15 protein-coding genes are annotated in these 19,069 nt (G+C 71.1%); 6 read left to right on the top strand and 9 right to left on the bottom strand.

Features of this window, described 5'->3' with window-relative positions; genetic code table 11:
- Positions 1-7 precede the first annotated feature (7 nt).
- Positions 8-1,036 carry a helix-turn-helix transcriptional regulator gene (locus ACQEU6_RS40935; protein WP_499339069.1) on the bottom strand — a complete coding sequence of 343 codons (1,029 nt, stop codon included), beginning with the start codon at positions 1,034-1,036 and terminating at the stop codon, positions 8-10.
- 289 nt (positions 1,037-1,325) lie between these two features.
- On the opposite strand from ACQEU6_RS40935, the gene ACQEU6_RS40930 reads away from it, so the two are divergent.
- Entirely contained in the window at positions 1,326-2,450 is a 1,125-nt protein-coding gene (locus ACQEU6_RS40930; RefSeq protein ID WP_499339068.1) for a class II histone deacetylase, read from the top strand.
- A 32-nt stretch (positions 2,451-2,482) separates the two neighbouring features.
- Here ACQEU6_RS40930 and ACQEU6_RS40925 read toward each other — a convergent pair whose 3' ends face one another.
- The 6 genes from ACQEU6_RS40925 to tig form a co-directional block, all read right to left on the bottom strand.
- A complete protein-coding gene (locus tag ACQEU6_RS40925; RefSeq protein ID WP_499339067.1) occupies positions 2,483-3,652 on the bottom strand; it encodes a GDSL-type esterase/lipase family protein in 1,170 nt (389 codons plus the stop codon).
- 107 nt (positions 3,653-3,759) lie between these two features.
- Entirely contained in the window at positions 3,760-4,824 is a 1,065-nt protein-coding gene (locus ACQEU6_RS40920) for a DMT family transporter (RefSeq protein WP_499339066.1), read from the bottom strand.
- Between the two features lie 483 nt (positions 4,825-5,307).
- On the bottom strand, positions 5,308-6,582 hold the full coding sequence (gene clpX, locus ACQEU6_RS40915; RefSeq protein ID WP_149261596.1) for an ATP-dependent Clp protease ATP-binding subunit ClpX: 1,275 nt from the start codon (positions 6,580-6,582) through the stop codon (positions 5,308-5,310).
- A gap of 172 nt (positions 6,583-6,754) precedes the next feature.
- A complete protein-coding gene (locus ACQEU6_RS40910; RefSeq protein WP_499339064.1) occupies positions 6,755-7,450 on the bottom strand; it encodes an ATP-dependent Clp protease proteolytic subunit in 696 nt (231 codons plus the stop codon).
- A 28-nt stretch (positions 7,451-7,478) separates the two neighbouring features.
- On the bottom strand, positions 7,479-8,111 hold the full coding sequence (locus ACQEU6_RS40905) for a ClpP family protease (RefSeq protein WP_141587275.1): 633 nt from the start codon (positions 8,109-8,111) through the stop codon (positions 7,479-7,481).
- Between the two features lie 252 nt (positions 8,112-8,363).
- Positions 8,364-9,851 (bottom strand): trigger factor, encoded by a 1,488-nt coding sequence (gene tig, locus ACQEU6_RS40900; protein ID WP_499339063.1) that lies wholly within the window; start codon positions 9,849-9,851, stop codon positions 8,364-8,366.
- A gap of 294 nt (positions 9,852-10,145) precedes the next feature.
- Between tig and ACQEU6_RS40895 the strand changes: the two genes are divergently transcribed.
- Positions 10,146-11,294: a hypothetical protein gene (locus tag ACQEU6_RS40895; RefSeq protein ID WP_499339062.1), complete on the top strand. Its 1,149-nt coding sequence runs from the start codon at positions 10,146-10,148 to the stop codon at positions 11,292-11,294.
- A gap of 51 nt (positions 11,295-11,345) precedes the next feature.
- Here the strand turns inward: ACQEU6_RS40895 and ACQEU6_RS40890 are convergent, their stop codons facing one another.
- Positions 11,346-13,943 (bottom strand): Tex family protein, encoded by a 2,598-nt coding sequence (locus ACQEU6_RS40890; RefSeq protein ID WP_499339060.1) that lies wholly within the window; start codon positions 13,941-13,943, stop codon positions 11,346-11,348.
- Between the two features lie 195 nt (positions 13,944-14,138).
- On the opposite strand from ACQEU6_RS40890, the gene ACQEU6_RS40885 reads away from it, so the two are divergent.
- Positions 14,139-15,425: a sensor histidine kinase gene (locus ACQEU6_RS40885; RefSeq protein ID WP_499339059.1), complete on the top strand. Its 1,287-nt coding sequence runs from the start codon at positions 14,139-14,141 to the stop codon at positions 15,423-15,425.
- Positions 15,377-16,021, top strand: a complete 645-nt coding sequence (locus tag ACQEU6_RS40880; protein WP_499339058.1) for a LuxR C-terminal-related transcriptional regulator — start codon at positions 15,377-15,379, stop codon at positions 16,019-16,021. Before ACQEU6_RS40885 ends, ACQEU6_RS40880 begins: the two co-directional genes overlap by 49 nt.
- A gap of 25 nt (positions 16,022-16,046) precedes the next feature.
- Here ACQEU6_RS40880 and ACQEU6_RS40875 read toward each other — a convergent pair whose 3' ends face one another.
- Positions 16,047-16,463, bottom strand: coding sequence for a cupin domain-containing protein (locus tag ACQEU6_RS40875; protein WP_499339057.1), 417 nt, complete (start codon positions 16,461-16,463; stop codon positions 16,047-16,049).
- A 61-nt stretch (positions 16,464-16,524) separates the two neighbouring features.
- On the opposite strand from ACQEU6_RS40875, the gene ACQEU6_RS40870 reads away from it, so the two are divergent.
- Positions 16,525-17,010: a MarR family winged helix-turn-helix transcriptional regulator gene (locus ACQEU6_RS40870; protein WP_499339056.1), complete on the top strand. Its 486-nt coding sequence runs from the start codon at positions 16,525-16,527 to the stop codon at positions 17,008-17,010.
- Positions 17,011-17,203: 193 nt separating this feature from the next.
- Entirely contained in the window at positions 17,204-19,039 is a 1,836-nt protein-coding gene (locus tag ACQEU6_RS40865) for a glycosyl hydrolase family 18 protein (RefSeq protein WP_499339055.1), read from the top strand.
- Positions 19,040-19,069: the final 30 nt, after the last annotated feature.

Below are 19,069 nucleotides of genomic sequence, written 5' to 3'. Positions count from 1 at the left end.
CCGCACCTCAACCGCCCGCACCGGTCAGGAAGGCCCGCACCCCGGCGCGCCGGGGCAGTCCGGGCACGGGGCACAGGATGCTCTCGCGCACGGCGAGCGCCGCGGCCTCGGTCCGGCTCGACGTCCGGGTCTTCTGCAGGACGTGCTCGACGTGCTTGTGGACCGTGCGCGGCGACAGGAAGAACTGCTGGGCGATGACGTCGTTGGACATCCCCATCGCCAGGCGCGTCAGGACCTCCACTTCGCGACCGGTCAGTCCGTACGGCACCTCGGCAGGCCGCGTGTGGACGAGCACCGCTCCCGGCAGGCGGACGGGAAGCTCCGGTGAGAGCAGCCCGACGCGGTGCCACGTCCGGTCGAGGGGCCAGAGGACGTGAAGCCGCCGGCCGCCCGACTCCCGGAACTCCGCGACGACCTCCCGGAAGGCGCCGTCCTCCAGCACCTGCGGCCGCTTTCGCTCCGGCACCGGCATGATCCGGTCACCGGATACCAGGGCGACGTGATCCGAGGGCCGCATGCCCCCGGCGTGCACGGCCCGCCCGGTCACATCCGCCACCGCGGCCAGCGCGGGCATGATGGATGCGAGCAGTAGACGTCCCCGGGCGTCGAACGCCCCGTGCCGTCCGCTGGAGAGGTGCACGAGGCCCACGTACCGCCCGCCGCGCCGCAGGGCCCCCGTCATGCCGTCCCGGAAACCCGCGGGCTCCACGTACTTCTCGTAGAACCAGCCGCGGCGGAAGCTCTGGCTCGGTTCGTCGGAGATGGACGGCGGGAGCTCGGAGTCGAGCACGTCGTCGAACCAGGGGGTACGGGCGAAGTCGACGGCCAGCGAGCGCGCCGTCTCGGCCGTGTAGCCCAACCCGGCGACCTGGCGGTGCTCCCCGTCGAACGGATCGACCGCGATCAGGGACGCGGCGTCGCCGTCCAGGACCTCGTTCAGCAGCCGCAGCATCTCCTGACGCGCCTGGACCGCATCGGGTTCGTGGACCAGCATCCCGATCTCGGCCGCGAGCGCGACATGCCGATCTGTGGGCATGGCACCTCCTGGCCGCGCGCGGTCGGGCAGCGAGCCACGACGAGAGCCCCGAATCTACGGCGCAGACGGGTGCCCGGACAAGATCTGCCGTCGTCACGATCCGAAGCCGCACCACGCCCGGCGCCCCGGGTGGGCCCGCCGCCGCACCCGTCGGGCGACTCCGCAGTTCTACGGATGTCCCGGACGCCCGGCCCGCGGTCCCATAACGCGACCGGGCCCGCAGGCGGACCTGCGGCGACCGGCGCCTCCACTCGGCAAAGCGCTCTCGTCACCGGAAGAGGAACACGCGATGGCCACGGGCTACCTGTATCACGAGATCTTCGGCTGGCACGACACCGGATCCAACGCCGGCCTGTTCGGGGCGGACCCGGCGGCCGGGCTGCAGCCCTACATGCACTTGGAGAACGCCGAGACCAAGCGGCGCATCCACGAACTGATCGTCGTGTCCGGGCTCATCGACCGGCTGGAGCGGGTGCGGCCGCGGCACGCGACGGAAGAGGAGATCCTGAAGGTCCACACCCGGGAACACCTGGAGCGGATCAAGACGGAGAGCGGGTGGCCGAAGGGAGGCGACGCCGGGGACGGCTTCAGCCCGTTCGGAAAGGGGGGCTACGAGATCGCGACCTTGGCGGCCGGCGGCGTCATCACGATGGTCGAGGCGGTCGTCAACGGCGACACCGCCAACGGGTACGCCCTGGTCCGCCCGCCCGGCCACCACGCCGTCGCGGGCAGCGGCATGGGGTTCTGCATCTTCGGCAACCTCGCCATCGCCGCCCGGCACGCCCGCGACGTCCTCGGCGTGGGGCGCATCGCGGTCGTCGACTGGGACGTCCACCACGGCAACGGGACGCAGTCCTTCTTCTACGGCGACCCGGACGTGCTCACGATCTCGTTGCACCAGGACAACTGCTTCCCGCCGGACAGCGGCGCGCTCACCGAACGCGGTGACGACGCCGGCTTCGGGTACGCGCTGAACGTTCCGCTGCCGCCCGGGACCGGCGACGGGGGCTACCTGTACGCCATGGATCAGGTGGTGGCACCGGCCCTGCAGCGGTTCCGGCCGGATCTCATCCTCGTGGCCTCGGGCTTCGACGGCAGCGCGATGGACCCGCTGGCCCGCCAGCTGCTCACCTCCGCGGGTTACCGGGCCATGACGCGCAGGCTCATGGACGTCGCCGAGGACGTGTGCGCCGGCCGGATCGCGATGTCGCACGAGGGCGGCTACAGCCCGGTGTACGTCCCGTTCTGCGGTCTGGCGGTCATCGAGACCCTGGCCGGCGCCGAGCCTTTCGAGGATCCCTTCCTGCCGGTGGTCTCCGGAATGGCGGGCCAGGACCTCCAGCCGCACCAGAAGGCCGTCGTCGACGAGGTCGCGGCGCTGGTCGGCGACATCTCCCCCGGCCCGGTCGCCTAGCGGCATCCCGGGCGTCCGCCCCCGCCCCCGGCTCAGCGGGCCGCGAAGGCTCCGTGCTCGCTCTCGAAGACCAGCGCGGCGAAGCGTTCGCCTATGCGGCGGTGGCTTTCCGGGGCCGGGTGGACCTCGTCCGGCAGGGGCAGCTCCGCGTAGTCGGCCTCACCGTAGAGGGCGCGGCCGTCGAGGTAGTGGAGGCGGGGGTCGTCCTGGGCGCGGCGCGCGGCGATGCCGGCCAGCGCGTCCCTGATGACGGCGAGCGTCAGGCGCCCGCTCGCGACCTCCGCCGGGTCGCCCGTGGCCCGGAACCGAAGTCGCGGCGCCTCGGGGTCGAGGGCCAGGGGGCCAGGCGTGTGCTCCTGGACGGGGCACAGGATCGGCGAGACGAGCAGCAGCGGCGTCTCGGGGTGCCCCTCGCGGACGGTGTCGAGGAAGCCGTGCACGGCGGGCCCGAACGCGCGCAGCCGCATCGCGTCGGCGTTCGCGACGTTGATGCCGATCTTGAGGCTGATCAGGTCGGCGGGGGCGTCGCGGATGGCGCGCGCGGTGAACGGGTCGAGCAGCGCGTTGCCGCCGAAGCCGAGGTTGATCAGGTCGGCGCCGCCCCGGGCGGCGGCCACCGCGGGCCAGGTGGAGGTGGGGCTCGCGGCGGTGGAGCCGTGGCTGATCGAGCTGCCGTGGTGCAACCACACGGGACGGCCGCGGTCCGGGACGGGCTCGACGGGGGCGTCGGTGCGCAGCGCGATCAGCTCGGTCGTCTCGACCTGCGGCAGCCAGATCTCGACGTCCTTGGCCTCGGCGGCCAGGCCCGCGAACCTCAGGGTGCCGGGCTCGCCCGGCTCGACGACCGCCTTCTGGGTCGCCATGTCGATGACGGCCAGGTTCCCGCCGGGCACGCTGCCCCGGCCCGCAGGGCGCCCGTCGACCACGAGGTCGTAGAGGCCGTCCGGCTGCGGCGGGGTGCCCTTGTAGGCGCGCTTGGTGGGCAGGACGTCCAGCTCCACGGCGGTGGCCCGGGTGCGGAAGGCCAGCCGCACGCCGGACGGCTGCTCCTCCGTCCTCGCCAGGTACTCGTCGGGGAAATGGACGCGGACGGCGAGGGGCAGCCGGTGCGGCAGCACTCCCCGGCCGGTCCGCTCCAGTTCGAGCGCGCCGCGCACGATGCGCATGTCGATGGGAGTGGTGGTCCACTGGCCCTTTCTCATGCTCGGGAGACCTCGTTGTTCTGCAGGACGGCAATGGCCTTGACGAGTGGTCCGCCTTGCTGGGCAGCGGCGGCGGGGAGGATCGCTCCTCCCCGCCGCCGCCTGGTTCAGCTCGCCGCCTGAGGCTTCAGGCGGCGTGTCTTCGAGAGCTCGGCCTGGTAGTAGCACAGGCCGGCCATGACGAAGACCAAACCTGTGCCGAACCAGTCGAGTCCGGTCGGCTGCTGGCTGAGCATGGCCCAACCCATCAACGTCCCCATGACCGGCTCGAAAGCCGTGAAGACGCTGAAGGTTCGCTGGCTCAGCAGCCTCCACCCGTAGATCCACGTCTGGGTCTTCTGGGCCACGAACTGCAAGAGCAGCCCTGAAAGGAACGTCCACCCGAGAACCGACCAGGTGAGCCACTGGCCGCCGGGCGTGATGCCCGGCACGGCCAGACCGGTAGCCGCCAGAGCCGTCACCGTGACGGCGGTGACAATGGTGATCGTCACTGTCCCGAGAATGCCGCCGAGGGCGACGTTCACGGACATCCGCGGGTGCTTCTCCATCTCCTCGAAGGTCAGGAGAAGGTTGGCGTACGTGGCGGCCGCGCCGACGGCCAGCAGGCCGCCGACGAGCAGGCCCCAAGCACCGAAGCGCCCAGGGCCCTCACTCTCCCAGAACCGGGTCAGGCACAGGACCCCGGCGAACGCCCCGATAGGGGTCGCGGCGGAAAGCCACCGCTGAGGTGAGCCCTTCATGCTCGCCAGCGCCACCCACATGGGGCCGACCGCCATGAGGGCGTTCACAGCTCCCAGAAACCCGAGGAAATACAAGGCCCCCAAGGTCAGGGGCGTGACGAGCGCCCTGCTGATGGACATCCGGATGATCAACCGGCGGGTGGCCGGCCGATCGAAGAGAGGCCTGATCACTGCCCCCGCGTCCCGGAAGACGGCGCGCACTGCCGCGACATCCCCGCTCCGGAGGGCCTTGGCCAGACGCGTGAGCATGCCCCACCCCGTCTGGACGCTCAGCACGACCGTCCCGAAGATGGCGGCCAGGGTGGCGGCGACCAGCGGTCCCGCCGCGCCATTGGCGTGGCCACCGGCTGCCTGAGCCGCCACGACGGCGGCGAATGTACCGAGGGCCAGGACGACGCCCAGCGTCGGCCTGGTCAATTTGGCGTTGAGCATTATCGTTTCCTTTGTGTGGCGTCCCGGGTGAGCCGGGACGCAATGGCGGTTCACCAGACCACGCGCGTCCGGACCAATGAGGCCGGAATGTGCATGGTGCTGAGACCGACTACGCCCCGACATGGCCGGGGGGTCGACCTGGTTCCTGGAACCAGGCGCTTTAGACCATGACGACCATATCGGACATGGCGCCCCGTCATGATCACTCGTCCGAGTGCGTGTTCCTGAGCCGGCTCGCTCTCCTGAGCGGCGGTGCCCGGTGAGCATCGAAGTGACTGCCGGTCGGCCGCACGCCCCGCGAGGCCGACGCGTCCTGGGCGTGGACGCCGGACACGTCGACATCGCCCTCAGGAACCACCCGTCCCGCGAGGCGGCCGCGCGCGGGAGGCGGCCCTAGCCGGAAACGCCGAGAGCAGCGGTGCCGCGTGGGCGCCCGCTGCTCTCGTGCGTGTCAGGTCGTGCGGTGTCGGTGCCTCCGCGGCGTCAGGCCGACTTCTCCCGCGGCTCGCGCTTGGGACGGTCGCGCGGGACGAGGGTCGGGTTGACGTGCTCCAGGACGGCCTCGCGGGTGATGACGACGCGGGCGACGTCCTGGCGGCTCGGCACCTCGTACATCACCGACAGGAGCACCTCCTCCATGATGGCGCGGAGGCCCCGGGCCCCCGTGCCGCGCAGGATGGCCTGGTCGGCGATGGCCTCCAGGGCGTCGTCGGTGAACTCCAGGTCGACGCCGTCGAGCTCGAAGAGGCGGTGGTACTGGCGCACCAGCGCGTTCTTCGGCTCGGTGAGGATGTTGATCAGGGCCTCGCGGTCCAGGTTGTGCACCGAGGTGATCACCGGGAGCCGGCCGATGAACTCGGGGATCATGCCGAACTTCAGCAGGTCCTCCGGCATCACGTCGCCGAGCACGGCCGAGGACTCCTCGAAGTCGGACTTGGAGCGGATCTGCGCCCCGAAGCCCATGCCCTGCTTGCCGACCCGGGACTCGACGATCTTCTCCAGGCCGGCGAACGCGCCGCCGCAGATGAACAGCACGTTGGTGGTGTCGATCTGGATGAACTCCTGGTGCGGGTGCTTGCGCCCGCCCTGCGGCGGGACGCTCGCGGTGGTGCCCTCCAGGATCTTGAGCAGGGCCTGCTGGACGCCCTCCCCCGACACGTCGCGGGTGATCGACGGGTTCTCGCTCTTGCGGGCGATCTTGTCGACCTCGTCGATGTAGATGATCCCGGTCTCGGCCTTCTTCACGTCGTAGTCGGCCGCCTGGATCAGCTTGAGGAGGATGTTCTCGACGTCCTCCCCGACGTAGCCCGCCTCTGTCAGCGCCGTGGCGTCCGCGATGGCGAACGGGACGTTGAGCAGCTTGGCGAGCGTCTGCGCGAGCAGCGTCTTGCCGGATCCGGTGGGACCGAGGAGCAGGATGTTGGACTTGCCCAGCTCGACCAGGTCGTCACGGCCGGTGTCACCCGACTGGATCCGCTTGTAGTGGTTGTAGACGGCGACCGAGAGCGCCTTCTTCGCCGTCTCCTGCCCGATGACGTAGGAGTCGAGGAACTCGTAGATCTCCCGCGGTTTGGGCAGGTTGTCCCACTTGAGGTCGGAGGTCTCGGAGAGCTCCTCCTCGATGATCTCGTTGCAGAGATCGATGCACTCGTCGCAGATGTACACGCCCGGACCCGCGATGAGCTTCTTGACCTGCTTCTGGCTCTTCCCGCAGAACGAGCACTTGAGCAGGTCACCACCGTCGCCGATGCGTGCCACCCAACCGTCTCCTTTTCGTGGGGCCGCCAGCCTTGGAGGATGCGGCGCAGCTGGTTGCGTCCCAGAGGCTCACGACGTCGGATTCGACGTTACCGCCTCCAGCGGACTTGGAAAGCCCCTCGCCCGGAAGTGTGACGACCGGGCTGGGGGACTCCCTCGTCCTCGTGCCGTCTCAGGACGACACTACCTCGGCCTTCCGCTTCCTGCTGGCGAAGACGTCGTCGATGAGGCCGTAGTCCTTGGCCTCGGCCGCCGTGAGGATCTTGTCGCGCTCGATGTCGCGGCGGACCTCTTCGATGCCCTTGCCGCTGTGCTCGGCCAGGATCGTCTCCAGCAGATCGCGGATCCGCATGATCTCGCGCGCCTGGATCTCGATGTCGCTGGACTGGCCGTAGGTGCCCTCGGTCGCGGGCTGGTGGATCAGGATCCGCGAGTTGGGCAGCGCCGCCCGCTTGCCCGGCGTCCCGGCCGAGAGCAGCACCGCCGCGGCGGACGCGGCCTGGCCGATGCACACGGTCTGGATGTCGGGCTTGACGAACTGCATCGTGTCGTAGATCGCCGTCATGGCGGTGAACGAGCCGCCCGGCGAGTTGATGTAGATGCTGATGTCGCGGTCGGGGTCGATCGACTCCAGCGTGATCAGCTGGGCCATCACGTCGTTGGCGGACGCGTCGTCGATCTGCACGCCGAGGAAGATGATCCGCTCTTCGAAGAGCTTGTTGTACGGGTTCATCTCCTTGACCCCGTACGTGGTGCGCTCGACGAACGACGGAATGATGTAGCGGTCGTCGACCGGCTTCGGAGCGCCGCCCGCGTACGCGGCGGACCGGACCGGATCGCTGAAACCGGGTCGGATGAGGTCGCTCACTGTGTGCCTCCGAATCGTTGTGAGGTCGTCAGGAGACGGGGCCCTCGGAGGGCACCTGGTTGGCGCTGAGCACGACGTGGTCGACGAACCCGTAGTCCTTGGCCTCGTCGGCGGTGAACCAGCGGTCCCGGTCGGAGTCGCGCTCGATCTGGTCGAGCTCCTGGCCGGTGTGCTCGGCGATCTTCTCCGCGAGCGTCTTCTTCACGTACAGCATCTGCTCGGCCTGGATCTTGATGTCGGAGGCGGTGCCGCCGATGCCGCCGGACGGCTGGTGCATCATGATCCGCGCGTGCGGCAGGGCGTACCGCTTGCCCCGGGCGCCCGCGCACAGCAGGAACTGGCCCATCGAGGCGGCCAGGCCCATGCCGACCGTGACGACGTCGTTCGGGACGTACTGCATGATGTCGTAGATCGCCATACCCGCGGTGACGGAACCGCCTGGCGAGTTGATGTAGAGCGTGATGTCGCGGCGGCCGTCTTCGGCCGACAGCAGCAGGAGCTCGGCGCAGATGCGGTTGGCGATGTCGTCGTCGACCTGCTGGCCGAGGAAGACGATGCGCTCGCGCAGCAGCCGCTGGAACAGCTGGTCGCCCAGAGGCAACAGGGGCGCCTCGGCGACCCGCGCCTGGATCCGCGACGACTCGTCGAAAGTCGGAGGCATGCTCACCGGGTGTTCCTCCGGTCCTTTTAATCGGTTCGGATGATTGGACATTAACGCGCTCACGGGCCCACTCACGCCCGGGAGCCCGGCTTTTCGCCAGGGGCGTACCCGGCGCGGCCCGGCCGACTCGCCCGGCGCCGACGATCTTCGCCGCGGCGTCCGGCCCGGAGGGCCTCCCGCTCACGCGCGCGCCCCGCACCCGTCGTACGGATGCGGGGCGCGCCCGGTGCCTCACGAACGTCCAGAGAAGCTCTAGGCGTCCTTGCTCTTGGCGTCCTGCTCGTCGGCAGCCTCGGCGGCCGGGGTCTCCTCAGCGGCGGCCTCAGCCGTCTCCTCGGGGGCCTCGTCCTGGGCGCCCTCGCCGGCCTCGGCGTCGGACGCGTCCTCGGCGGCGTCCTCGGCCTGGTCGGTCTCGCCGTTCAGCTCGCGCTGCACCGCGTCGACGTCGATCTCGTTGCCCGACTCGTCCTTGACCGTGACGTGCTCGACGACGAGGTTCAGCACCTTGCTGCGCAGCACCTCCGAGACGATCGCCGGGAGCTGGTTGTTCTGCGTCAGGTACTCGGCGAGCTGCTGCGGCTGGACGCCCATCTGCATCGCCTGCGAGACGACGTACTCGCTGAGCTCCTCGTTCTCGACGCCCAGCTCCTCCTGGACGGCGAGCTGGTCGAGCACGAAGCCGCCCTTGACCGCGAGCCGGGCCGCGTCGGCGACCTCGGTCTCGAACTCCTCGGCGGTCTTCTCCTCTTCCTTGAGGTAGTCGTCCCGGGTCATGCCCGCCATCTGGAGCTGCTGCTCCAGCTGCTGGTTGCGGCGGTCGACCTCCTCCTCCACGACCTTGTCGGGAAGCGGGATGTCGACCTTCTCCAGGAGCGCCTCGAGGGCCTTGTCGCGCGCCTCGGACAGCTGCTGCAGCTTGACCTGCCGGCCGAGCCGGACGCGCACGTCCTCGCGCAGCTCCTCGATCGTGTCGAACTCGCTGGCGAGCTGGGCGAACTCGTCGTCCAGGTCGGGCAGGTTCTTCACCTTCACGCTCTGCACGGTGACGGTGATCTCGGCCTCCTCGCCGGCGTGCTCGCCGCCGACCAGGGTGCCGGTGAAGGTCTTGTCCTCGCCCGCGGCGAGGCCGACGAGGGCCTCGTCCAGGCCCTCGATCGCGGAGCCGCTGCCGACCTCGTAGGAGTAACCGGCGGTGGAGGCGTCCTCGATCTCCTCGCCGTCGATCCGCGCGACGAGGTCGATGGTGGCGAAGTCGCCGTCCTCGGCCGCGCGCTCGGCGCCGGTGAGGGAGGCGAAGCGCTCGCGGAGGTTGTCGATGGTCTCGCCGACCTGCTCGTCGGTGACCTCGGCGTCCTCGACGACGACCTCAAGGCCGTCGTAGTCGGGCACCTCGAACTTCGGCCGGATGTCGACCTCGGCGGTGAAGGCGAACTGGGTGCCGTCCTCCAGCTCGGTCACCTCGACGTCGGGCTGCCCGAGCACGAAGATCTCGGACTCCTCGACGGCGCGGCCGTACAGCTCGGGAAGCGCGTCGTTGACCGCCTCCTGGAGGACCGCGCCCCGGCCGACGTACTTGTCGATCAGCGGGGCGGGAACCTTGCCGGGCCGGAAGCCCTTGATCCGCACCTGCTGCGAGATCTCCTTGTACGCCTTGTCGAGGTTCGGCTTGAGCTCGTCGAACGGAACCTCGACGGTGAGCTTGACCCGCGTGGGGGTCAGCTCCTCGACATCGGTCTTCACTGGGGTCGGTCTCCTTGATCGGGCGCTGTCTCGGCCGCGGCGGTCGACGCGTTCTCTTCCTCTTTACGTGCGAGCCCTCGGCCTCCACGCAGCGGGCTGCGCCGTGGTGCTCGGCCGGTCAGTCTCTCGGCGGCGCGGGCACGCCGAAATACGGCTCCGCGCCTTCGCGCGGCCAAGTCTATGGGGTCGCGGCGCCGTCTGCGGACACCGGAGGCGCGCAACCCCGGCGAAACCGCGTCAACGCCGCCGCACGGGCAGTGACATGGAGCACCGGGACCCCCATACTCGTCCGGGATGAACGGGATAGCCGCGGCCTTCAGTGCGACCGGTCTCTACTACCTCGGGTTCGCCGTGTTCAAGCTCGCGGCGGACCGGATGCCCGCCGTACGGGGCAACCGCATCCCGCACATGGTGTGGACGATCGTCAGCAACTGGGTCTTCCTGATCGCGCTCGGCGTCGTGCTCGGCGGGCTCGGCCTCCAGATCCTCGCACTGCGCAACCTGCCGCTGTCCACCGCGGTACCGATCTTCATGTCCGGCATCGTGCCGCTGCTGCTGATCGCGCTGGTCTTCTTCGGCGAGCGGCTGACCTCGCGCGAGTGGCTCAGCCTGGTGCTGATCGGCGCGGCGATCCTGCTGCTCACCGCGTCGCTGCGGGGGGACGAGCCGATCGGCTCGGCGGACGCGCCGCTGTGGAGGATCGCCGCGGTGGTCGCCCCGGCGGTGCTGGTGCCGGTGCTGATCCTGGTCCTCGGCGACCACCGGCCCGACGGCCGGCACGCTCGCCCGGTGACCGGCATCGCCTACGGGCTGAGCTCGGGCTTCCCGGTCGGCACCGCCGAGCTCGCGATCAAGGGGTGGAGCGACGACGCGCACGCCACCGGCCCGCGGATCGCGGCGACGCCGTGGCCGTACCTGACGGTGCTGGCGGCGGCCATCGGGTTCGGGATCATGGTCATGGCGTTCCAGCGCTGCCGGGTGTCGATCGTGGCCACGGTGATGACGGTGAGCGCGAAGACCTACCTGCTGGCGATGGGCACGTTCCTCTACGCGGAGCCGTGGCCGCAGGACGTGGTGCACTCGGCGATGCGGCTGGGCGCGCTGGCGCTGGGCGCGATCGCCGTCCTGCAGTTCCCACGGCACCGGCCGATTCCGGACGAGCCCGACGACTCCGCGGCGGCCGCGGACACGGTGGACCCGTTCGGCGGCTCGGCGGTCGGCGGGCCGGCGCTGGGCGGCCCGCGGCTCGGCCAGGCGTACCATCACGCGCCGCAGGTGCCGCCTCAGCGCTCCCCGTACGCGGAGGACCCGCTCGGCCAGGGCCCCTACAACCGGCCCGAGGCCCCTCACCCCGAGGCGGCGCAGCCGCGCCGACCCGTCCGCCCGCAGCGCCCGACCGAGACGGGCTCGGACGGGCGCTGGCGCGGCTTCGGCGACGACTGAACGGTGTCCCGGCGCTAGGCCGGGACACCGTTCCGCCCGGGTCGCCCTCTGTCAGCGCTTCTTGCCGGAACGGCCCTTGTCCTTGGCGGGGAGGCCCTTGTCCAGGCCGGCGCGCCGGAGCGCGTCGGCCATGGCGCCGCCGCCGGAGAAGTCGCCGCCTCCCTGCCCTCCGCGGCGCTGCCCGCCGCGCTGGTTCCGGCCGCGCTGGTCCTGACCGCGCTGGTCCTGACCGCGCCGGTTCTGGCCGCCCTGGTTCTGGCCGCCCTGGTTCGGGCCGCGCCGGTTCTGGCCGCCCTGGTTCTGGCCGCCCTGGTTCGGGCCGCGCCGGTCCTGGCCGCCGCGCCCCGGACGCGCGCCGCCGTCACGCTGCTCGCGCTGCTCGCGCTGCTCGCCGCGCCGGCCGCCGCCCTGCTGGTCGCGGCCCGGCTCGTCGTCCAGGCGCAGGGTCAGCGAGATCCGCTTGCGCTGGAGGTCGACGTCCAGGACCTTCACCCGGACGATGTCGCCGGGCTTGGCGACCTCGCGCGGATCGGAGACGAACTTGTCCGACATCGCGGAGATGTGCACCAACCCGTCCTGGTGGACGCCGACGTCCACGAACGCGCCGAACGCGGCGACGTTGGTGACGACGCCCTCCAGGAGCATGCCGGGTTCGAGGTCGGCGAGCTTGTCGACGCCCTCCTTGAACGTGGCGGTCCGGAACGCCGGGCGCGGGTCGCGGCCGGGCTTCTCCAACTCGGCGAGGATGTCGGTGACGGTCGGCAGCCCGAAGGTGTCGTCGACGAACTCCGCCGGCCTGAGTGAGCGCAGGACGGCGCTGTTGCCGACGAGGGCCTTGATGTCGGCGCCCGCGCTGTCCAGGATCCGGTGGACGACCGGGTAGGACTCGGGGTGGACGCTGGAGGCGTCGAGCGGGTCGTCCCCGCCGGGGATGCGCAGGAAGCCGGCGCACTGCTCGAACGCCTTGGGGCCGAGCCGCGGGACGTCCTTCAGCCCGGCGCGGCTGCGGAAGGGGCCGTTGGCGTCGCGGTGGGCGACGATGTTCTCCGCGAGGCCCTCGCCGATGCCGGACACGCGGGTGAGCAGCGGCGCGGACGCCGTGTTGACGTCGACGCCGACGCCGTTCACGCAGTCCTCGACGACGGCGTCGAGGGAGCGCGACAGCTTCACCTCGGAGATGTCGTGCTGGTACTGGCCGACGCCGATCGACTTGGGGTCGATCTTGACCAGCTCGGCGAGCGGGTCCTGGAGGCGGCGGGCGATGGAGACGGCGCCGCGCAGCGAGACGTCCATGCCGGGCAGCTCGCGGCCCGCGTACTCCGACGCCGAGTACACCGACGCGCCCGCCTCCGACACCATGACCTTGGTCAGCTTGAGGTCGGGGTGCCGGGCGATCAGGTCGGCGGCGAGCTTGTCGGTCTCCCGCGAGGCGGTGCCGTTGCCGATCGAGACCAGGTCGACCCGGTGCTCGCGGGCCAGCCCGGCGAGCGTCTCGATCGACTCGTCCCACCTGCGGCGGGGCTCGTGCGGGTAGATGGTGTCGGTCGCGACGACCTTGCCGGTCGCGTCGACGACCGCGACCTTGACGCCGGTGCGCAGCCCCGGGTCCAGGCCCATCGTCGTGCGCGTGCCGGCGGGCGCGGCGAGCAGGAGGTCGCGCAGGTTGGCGGCGAACACGCGGGCCGCCTCGTCCTCGGCCTCCTGCCGCAGCCGGGTGCGCAGGTCGATGCCGAGGTGGACGAGGACCCGGGTGCGCCAGGCCCACCGGACCGCGTCCGACAGCCACCTGTCGGCGGGACGCCCCTGGTCGGTGATCTGGAACCGGCGGGCGATCTCCGCCTCGTAGGAGCTGCGCGCGGCGGGGTCCTCCCCCGCCTCCTCGGGCTCCAGGTCGAGGTCGAGGACCTCCTCCTTCTCCCCGCGCAGCAGCGCGAGCACGCGGTGCGAGGGCAGCTTCGCGAAGGGCTCGGCGAACTCGAAGTAGTCGGAGAACTTGGCGCCCGACTCCTGCTTGCCGTCCCGCACGCGCGAGACCATGCGCCCCTGGTTCCACATCCGCTCGCGCAGCGCGCCGATGAGGTCGGCGTCCTCGGCGAAGCGCTCGACCAGGATGGCGCGGGCGCCCTCCAGCGCGGCGGTCGCGTCGGCGACGCCCTTCTCCTCGTCCACGAACGCCGCGGCCTCGGCCTGCGGGTCGCGGGACGGGTCGCCGAGCAGCATCTCGGCGAGCGGTTCGAGCCCGGCCTCACGGGCGATCTGTGCCTTCGTGCGCCGCTTCGGCTTGTACGGGAGGTAGATGTCCTCCAGCCGCGCCTTGGAGTCGGCCGTCATGATCTGCGCCCGCAGCTCGCCGGTGAGCTTGCCCTGGGACTCGACCGACTCCAGGATCGCGGCGCGGCGCTCGTCGAGCTCGCGCAGGTAGCGCAGCCGCTCCTCCAGCGCGCGGAGCTGGGCGTCGTCGAGCGTGCCGGTCGCCTCCTTGCGGTAGCGGGCGATGAACGGGACGGTCGCCCCGCCGTCGAGCAGGTCCACCGCGACCCGCACCTGCCCCTCGCGGACGCCGATCTCCTCGGCGATGCGCTCGGTGATGGGCCGCAGGACGGGCCCGGAGCCCTGGCCGTCGGACGTCTGGCTGTTGGTCGCTGTCACAGCTTGGATTCGCTTTCTCCCCTGAGTGTCGCCTGTGCATTGTCCAGGGAACGGGGCCGGTTGTCTTGTCACGCTCGAATGACGGTAGGGCTAACTCCACCGCGTCGGTCACGAAGAGGGGGTCTAGCACCACCGAGCACCGAGACGCGAACGATGACAATGGTGGAGGTCTCACAGCGAACGCTTGGAGGAACGGTGAGCGAGCTACTGCGCGGGTACGGGCGGCGTGCCCTCACCTGTTTCGTCCGGGCCGTCGCCCAGATCGTGCTGGGGTACGCGGTGAACCTGCCGCTGTTCATCGTGACCGTGTTGTCGATCGCGTTCATCCCGCTGGGGTTCGGGGTGGTCCTGGCGCCGATGATGTTCCAGGCGATCCGGACGGTCGCCAACCAGCAGCGCGTATGGGCGGCGGAGTGGTCCGGGGTGCGGATCCCCGTCCCGTACCGGGCGGAGCCCGCCGGGGCGGGCGTGTTCGGCCGGCTGAAGTGGGTCCTCACCGACCCGGCCTCGTGGCGCGACCTGCTGTGGTCGCTCCTGAACGTGCCGGTCGCGCTCGTCCTCGGCGTCTTCGCGGGCGGCATGACGCTGTACGGGTTGGAGGGCGTGTTCGTGGCGCCGTGGGTGGCGCAGCTGACCGAGTACGGGTGGGGCCCCTTCTGGCCTCTGAGCGACTGGGGCGTCGTCGGCCTCGTCGGCACCGTCGTGCTGGGCGCGGCGCTGACGGCGGTGTCCGTCCCGCTGGGGCCGCTTTTCCTCGAGGCGCACGCCAGGTTCTGCCAGACCCTGCTCGCGCCGACGCGGGACGCGCTGGCCGAGCGCGTCGAGCGGCTCACCGAGACGCGGTCGGACGCGGTGGACGCCTCGGCGGCCGAGCTGCGCCGCATCGAGCGCGACCTGCACGACGGCGCGCAGGCCCGGCTGGTCGCGCTCAGCATGAACATCGGCCTCGCCGAGGAGATGATGAGGCACGACCCCGAGACGGCGGGCAAGCTCCTGGCCGAGGCCCGCGCGGCGAGCGGGACGGCGCTGACGGAGCTGCGCGACCTGGTCAGGGGCATCCACCCGCCGGTCCTGGCCGAGCGGGGGCTCGACGGGGCGGTGCGCGCCCTCGCGCTCACCCTGCCGCTGCCCGTGGACGTCCGGATCGACCTGCCCGGACGCGGCGACGCCCCGGTGGAGTCGGCGGCGTACTTCGCGGTGGCGGAGATGCTCGCCAACGTGGTCAAGCATTCGGCCGCGCGGAGCGCCTGGGTGCAGATCGAGCACACCGGCGACCGGCTGCTCATGATCGTCGGAGACGACGGGTCGGGCGGCGCCGCCCCGGGGGCGGGCAGCGGAATGCGCGGTATCGAGCGCAGGCTTGCGGCGTTCGATGGGACGATGGCGGTGACGAGCCCGGTCGGCGGGCCGACCGTCGTGACCATGGAGCTGCCGTGCGCGTTGTCATCGCCGAAGACCTCGCCCTCCTCCGGGACGGGCTGATCCGCCTGCTGGAGGCGTTCGGCTTCGAGGTCGTCGAGGCGGTCGACAACGGCCCGTCCCTGCTCAGGGCGCTGATCACCCACCGGCCCGACGTGGCGGTCGTGGACGTCCGGCTCCCGCCGACCTTCACCGACGAGGGCCTCAGGGCCGCGCTGGACGCGCGCAAGGAGGTCCCGGGCCTGCCGGTGCTCGTGCTGTCGCAGCACGTGGAGCAGCTGTACGCGCGGGAGCTGCTGTCGGACAGCACGGGCGGCATCGGCTACCTGCTGAAGGACCGCGTGTCGGACGTCAAGGTCTTCGTGGAGGCGGTGCGCCGGGTCGCCGGCGGCGGCACCGCCCTCGACCCGGACGTGGTGGCGCAGCTGCTCACCCGGCACGCCCGCGAGGAGCCGCTGCAGCGGCTGACCCCTCGCGAGCGGGAGGTGCTCGGGCTGATGGCGGAGGGCCGCTCGAACGCCGCGATCGCCGGGGCGCTGTTCGTCACCGAGAAGGCGATCAGCAAGCACACCAACAGCATCTTCGGCAAGCTCGGGCTGCCGCAGTCCGAGGACGACAACCGCCGCGTCCTCGCCGTCCTGGCCTACCTCGGAGCCTGATCACCAAGAACCGCCAGCGGCGCCCTCAGCGGGCCCAGGGCGGGACGATCCGCTCGTCCCCCTGGGGCGCGATGGCGCACCGGGTCTCGTCCACCAGGGCGTCCGGGTCGTAGACGAGGCAGCCCGCGCGGGCGGCGACGACCGCGCTGAACCCGGCGTCCCCGGCCGTGATCTGGCGGCGCGCGCCGGCGGGCAGGACGACGGTGTCGCCCGCGCCCGCCTCCAGCTTCCTCCCGTCCAGGTCGACGGTGGCCTCGCCGTCGAGGAACGTCCACACCTGCTCGGTGTCGAAGGCGTGCAAGGGACCGGTCTTGCCCGGCACCATCTCCGCGCGCCAGACGGCGATCTCCTCGGTGCCGCCCTGGGTCGGCGTGGCGGCGGTGGTCATCACGCCGTTCGGCGTCTCGGTCCGGCGGCTCTCGGCGTTGCGGATGAGCGTCATGGCTCCCCGTCCCCTAGGTTAGACAATGTGGTTGTCCATATAGTCAATGAGGTTGTCTTTTATGTCAAGTGACGGCGGGCCGCGCGACGCGCCCGGCTTCGAACTGCCGCTGCGCCTCTTCCTGGCGTTCCGCGCGATCATTGACGAACTGCATGCCGAGCTGGCCCGGGAGGGGCATCCGGAGCTGCGCCCGATGCACGGCTTCGTCTTCCAGGCCATCGGCCAGGACGGCACGACCGCGGTGGAGCTCGGCCGTCGGCTCGGAGTGTCCAAGCAGGCCGCGGGCAAGATGGTGGAGTCGCTGGAGCGGGCGGGCTACCTGGAGCGCGGGGCCGACCCGCGGGACGCCCGCCGGAAGATCGTCCGACTGACCCCGCGGGCCGTGGACTCCCTCGCCCGGTCCGAGCGCGCCTTCGAACGGATCCGGGGCGACTGGGTCCGGACGCTCGGCGCCGAGCGGATGCGGGCCCTGGAGGACGGTCTCCGCCGGATGACGCCCGACGGCCTGTGGCGGCTCGACATGCCGGGCTGGTTCGGCGCGCCCTGAATTTTTCTCGGCGGCCGGTGACCGTATGGGTCCAGGCAGTCGCTTAGACCACTCGCGCCGGCGTCCGAGGATCGCGCGAGGGCCCTTGTCGGCGCCGTTCGGCGCGGTTACGATCGGCCCAATTCTTAGGAAACTTTCCTAAGAGTTGGCGGGGATTCCTGTTTGCTTCGGGGGCCGAACCGAACGGAGAACCATGTCACGACCGGGCGGACGGCGGGCCATCGCGCTCGCCGGCGCAGCGACACTGACGGCGGCCACCGCCCTGCTCACGGCGCCCCCGGCGTCGTCGGCGCAGGCCGTCACCGCCACCTGCAAGAAGACCTCCGACTGGGGCACGGGCTTCGACGGCAACTGCACCATCACCAACGGCACCGGCTCGGCGATCAGCAGCTGGAAGCTGGAGGCGGACCTGCCGTCCGGGACCTCCGTCGGCAATGTCTGGAACGCGACCAGGACCGTCTCCGGGAACCACTACACGTTCGCCAACACCGGCTGGAACGGCACGATCGCCGCGGGCGCGACCACCAGCTTCGGGTTCGGCGGCGCCGGCTCCGGCTGGTTCACCGGCTGCACGATCAACGGCGCGACCTGCGACGGCTCCGTCCCTCCCGAGAAGGACACCGAGGCCCCCTCGGCCCCGGCCGGCCTCCGCTCCTCCGGCAAGACCGCCACCAGCGTGTCGCTGGCGTGGAACGCCTCGACCGACAACGTCGGCGTCACCGGCTACGACGTCTACAACGGCTCCGCCAAGGCCGCGTCGGTGACCGGCACCGGCACCACCGTCGGCGGGCTGTCGGCCAAGACCGCCTACACCTTCACCGTCAGGGCCAAGGACGCCGCCGGGAACGCCTCCCCCGCGTCCTCCCCGGTCTCGGTCACCACCGACGAGGGCGGCGGCGGCAATCCTGGAGGCGGTGGGAACAAGGTCGTCGGCTACTTCACCGACTGGGGCGTCTACCAGCGCAACTACCACGTCAAGAACGTGGAGACGAGCGGCTCGGCCGCCAAGCTGACGCACATCAACTACGCGTTCGGCAACGTGACGGGCGGCCGGTGCGCGATCGGCGACTCCTACGCCGACTACGACAAGGCCTACACCGCCGACCAGAGCGTCGACGGCGTCGCCGACAACTGGGACCAGCCGCTGCGCGGCAACTTCAACCAGCTGCGCAAGCTGAAGAAGCTCCACCCGGACCTGAAGGTGCTGTGGTCGTTCGGCGGCTGGACGTGGTCCGGCGGCTTCGGCCAGGCCGCCCAGAACCCGGCCGCGTTCGCCGAGTCCTGCTACAGCCTGGTCGAGGACCCCCGCTGGGCCGACGTGTTCGACGGCATCGACATCGACTGGGAGTACCCGAACGCCTGCGGCCTCACCTGCGACACCAGCGGACCGGACGCGTTCAAGAAGCTGATGGCGGCGGTCCGCGCCAAGTTCGGGTCCGGCGACCTCGTGACCGCCGCGATCACCGCGGACGCGAGCGCCGGCGGCAAGATGGACGTCACCGACTACGGAGGCGCCGCCCAGTACGTCGACTGGTACAACCCCATGACCTACGACTACTTCGGCGCCTGGGACGCCAAGGGACCGACGGCGCCGCACTCGCCGCTCACGTCCTACCCGGGCATCCCGCACGAGGGCTTCAACAGCACCGACACGATCTCCAAGCTCAGGGCCAAGGGCGTGCCGGCGAGCAAGCTGCTGCTCGGCATCGGCTTCTACGGCCGGGGCTGGACGGGCGTCACCCAGTCCGAGCCCGGCGGCACCGCGACGGGCGCCGCGCCGGGCACCTACGAGGCCGGCATCGAGGACTACAAGGTCATCAAGTCCCGGTGCCCCGCGACGAGCACGGTCGCCGGAACCGCCTACGGCAAGTGCGGCAGCGAGTGGTGGAGCTACGACACCCCGTCCACCATCCGCGGGAAGATGGGCTTCGCCGGCGACCAGGGCCTCGGCGGCGCCTTCTTCTGGGAACTCAGCGGCGACACGGCGGGCGGTGAGCTCATCACCGCGATCAAGAGCGGTCTCGGCTGAGCTGTTCGCAGAAGGGGTACTCCCAGCCCC

Source organism: Spirillospora sp. CA-108201, from assembly GCF_050936235.1.
Lineage (GTDB): Bacteria > Actinomycetota > Actinomycetes > Streptosporangiales > Streptosporangiaceae > Spirillospora.
Note: the sequence above shows the minus strand (reverse complement) of the source record. Positions and strands in the feature narration are given on the sequence as shown.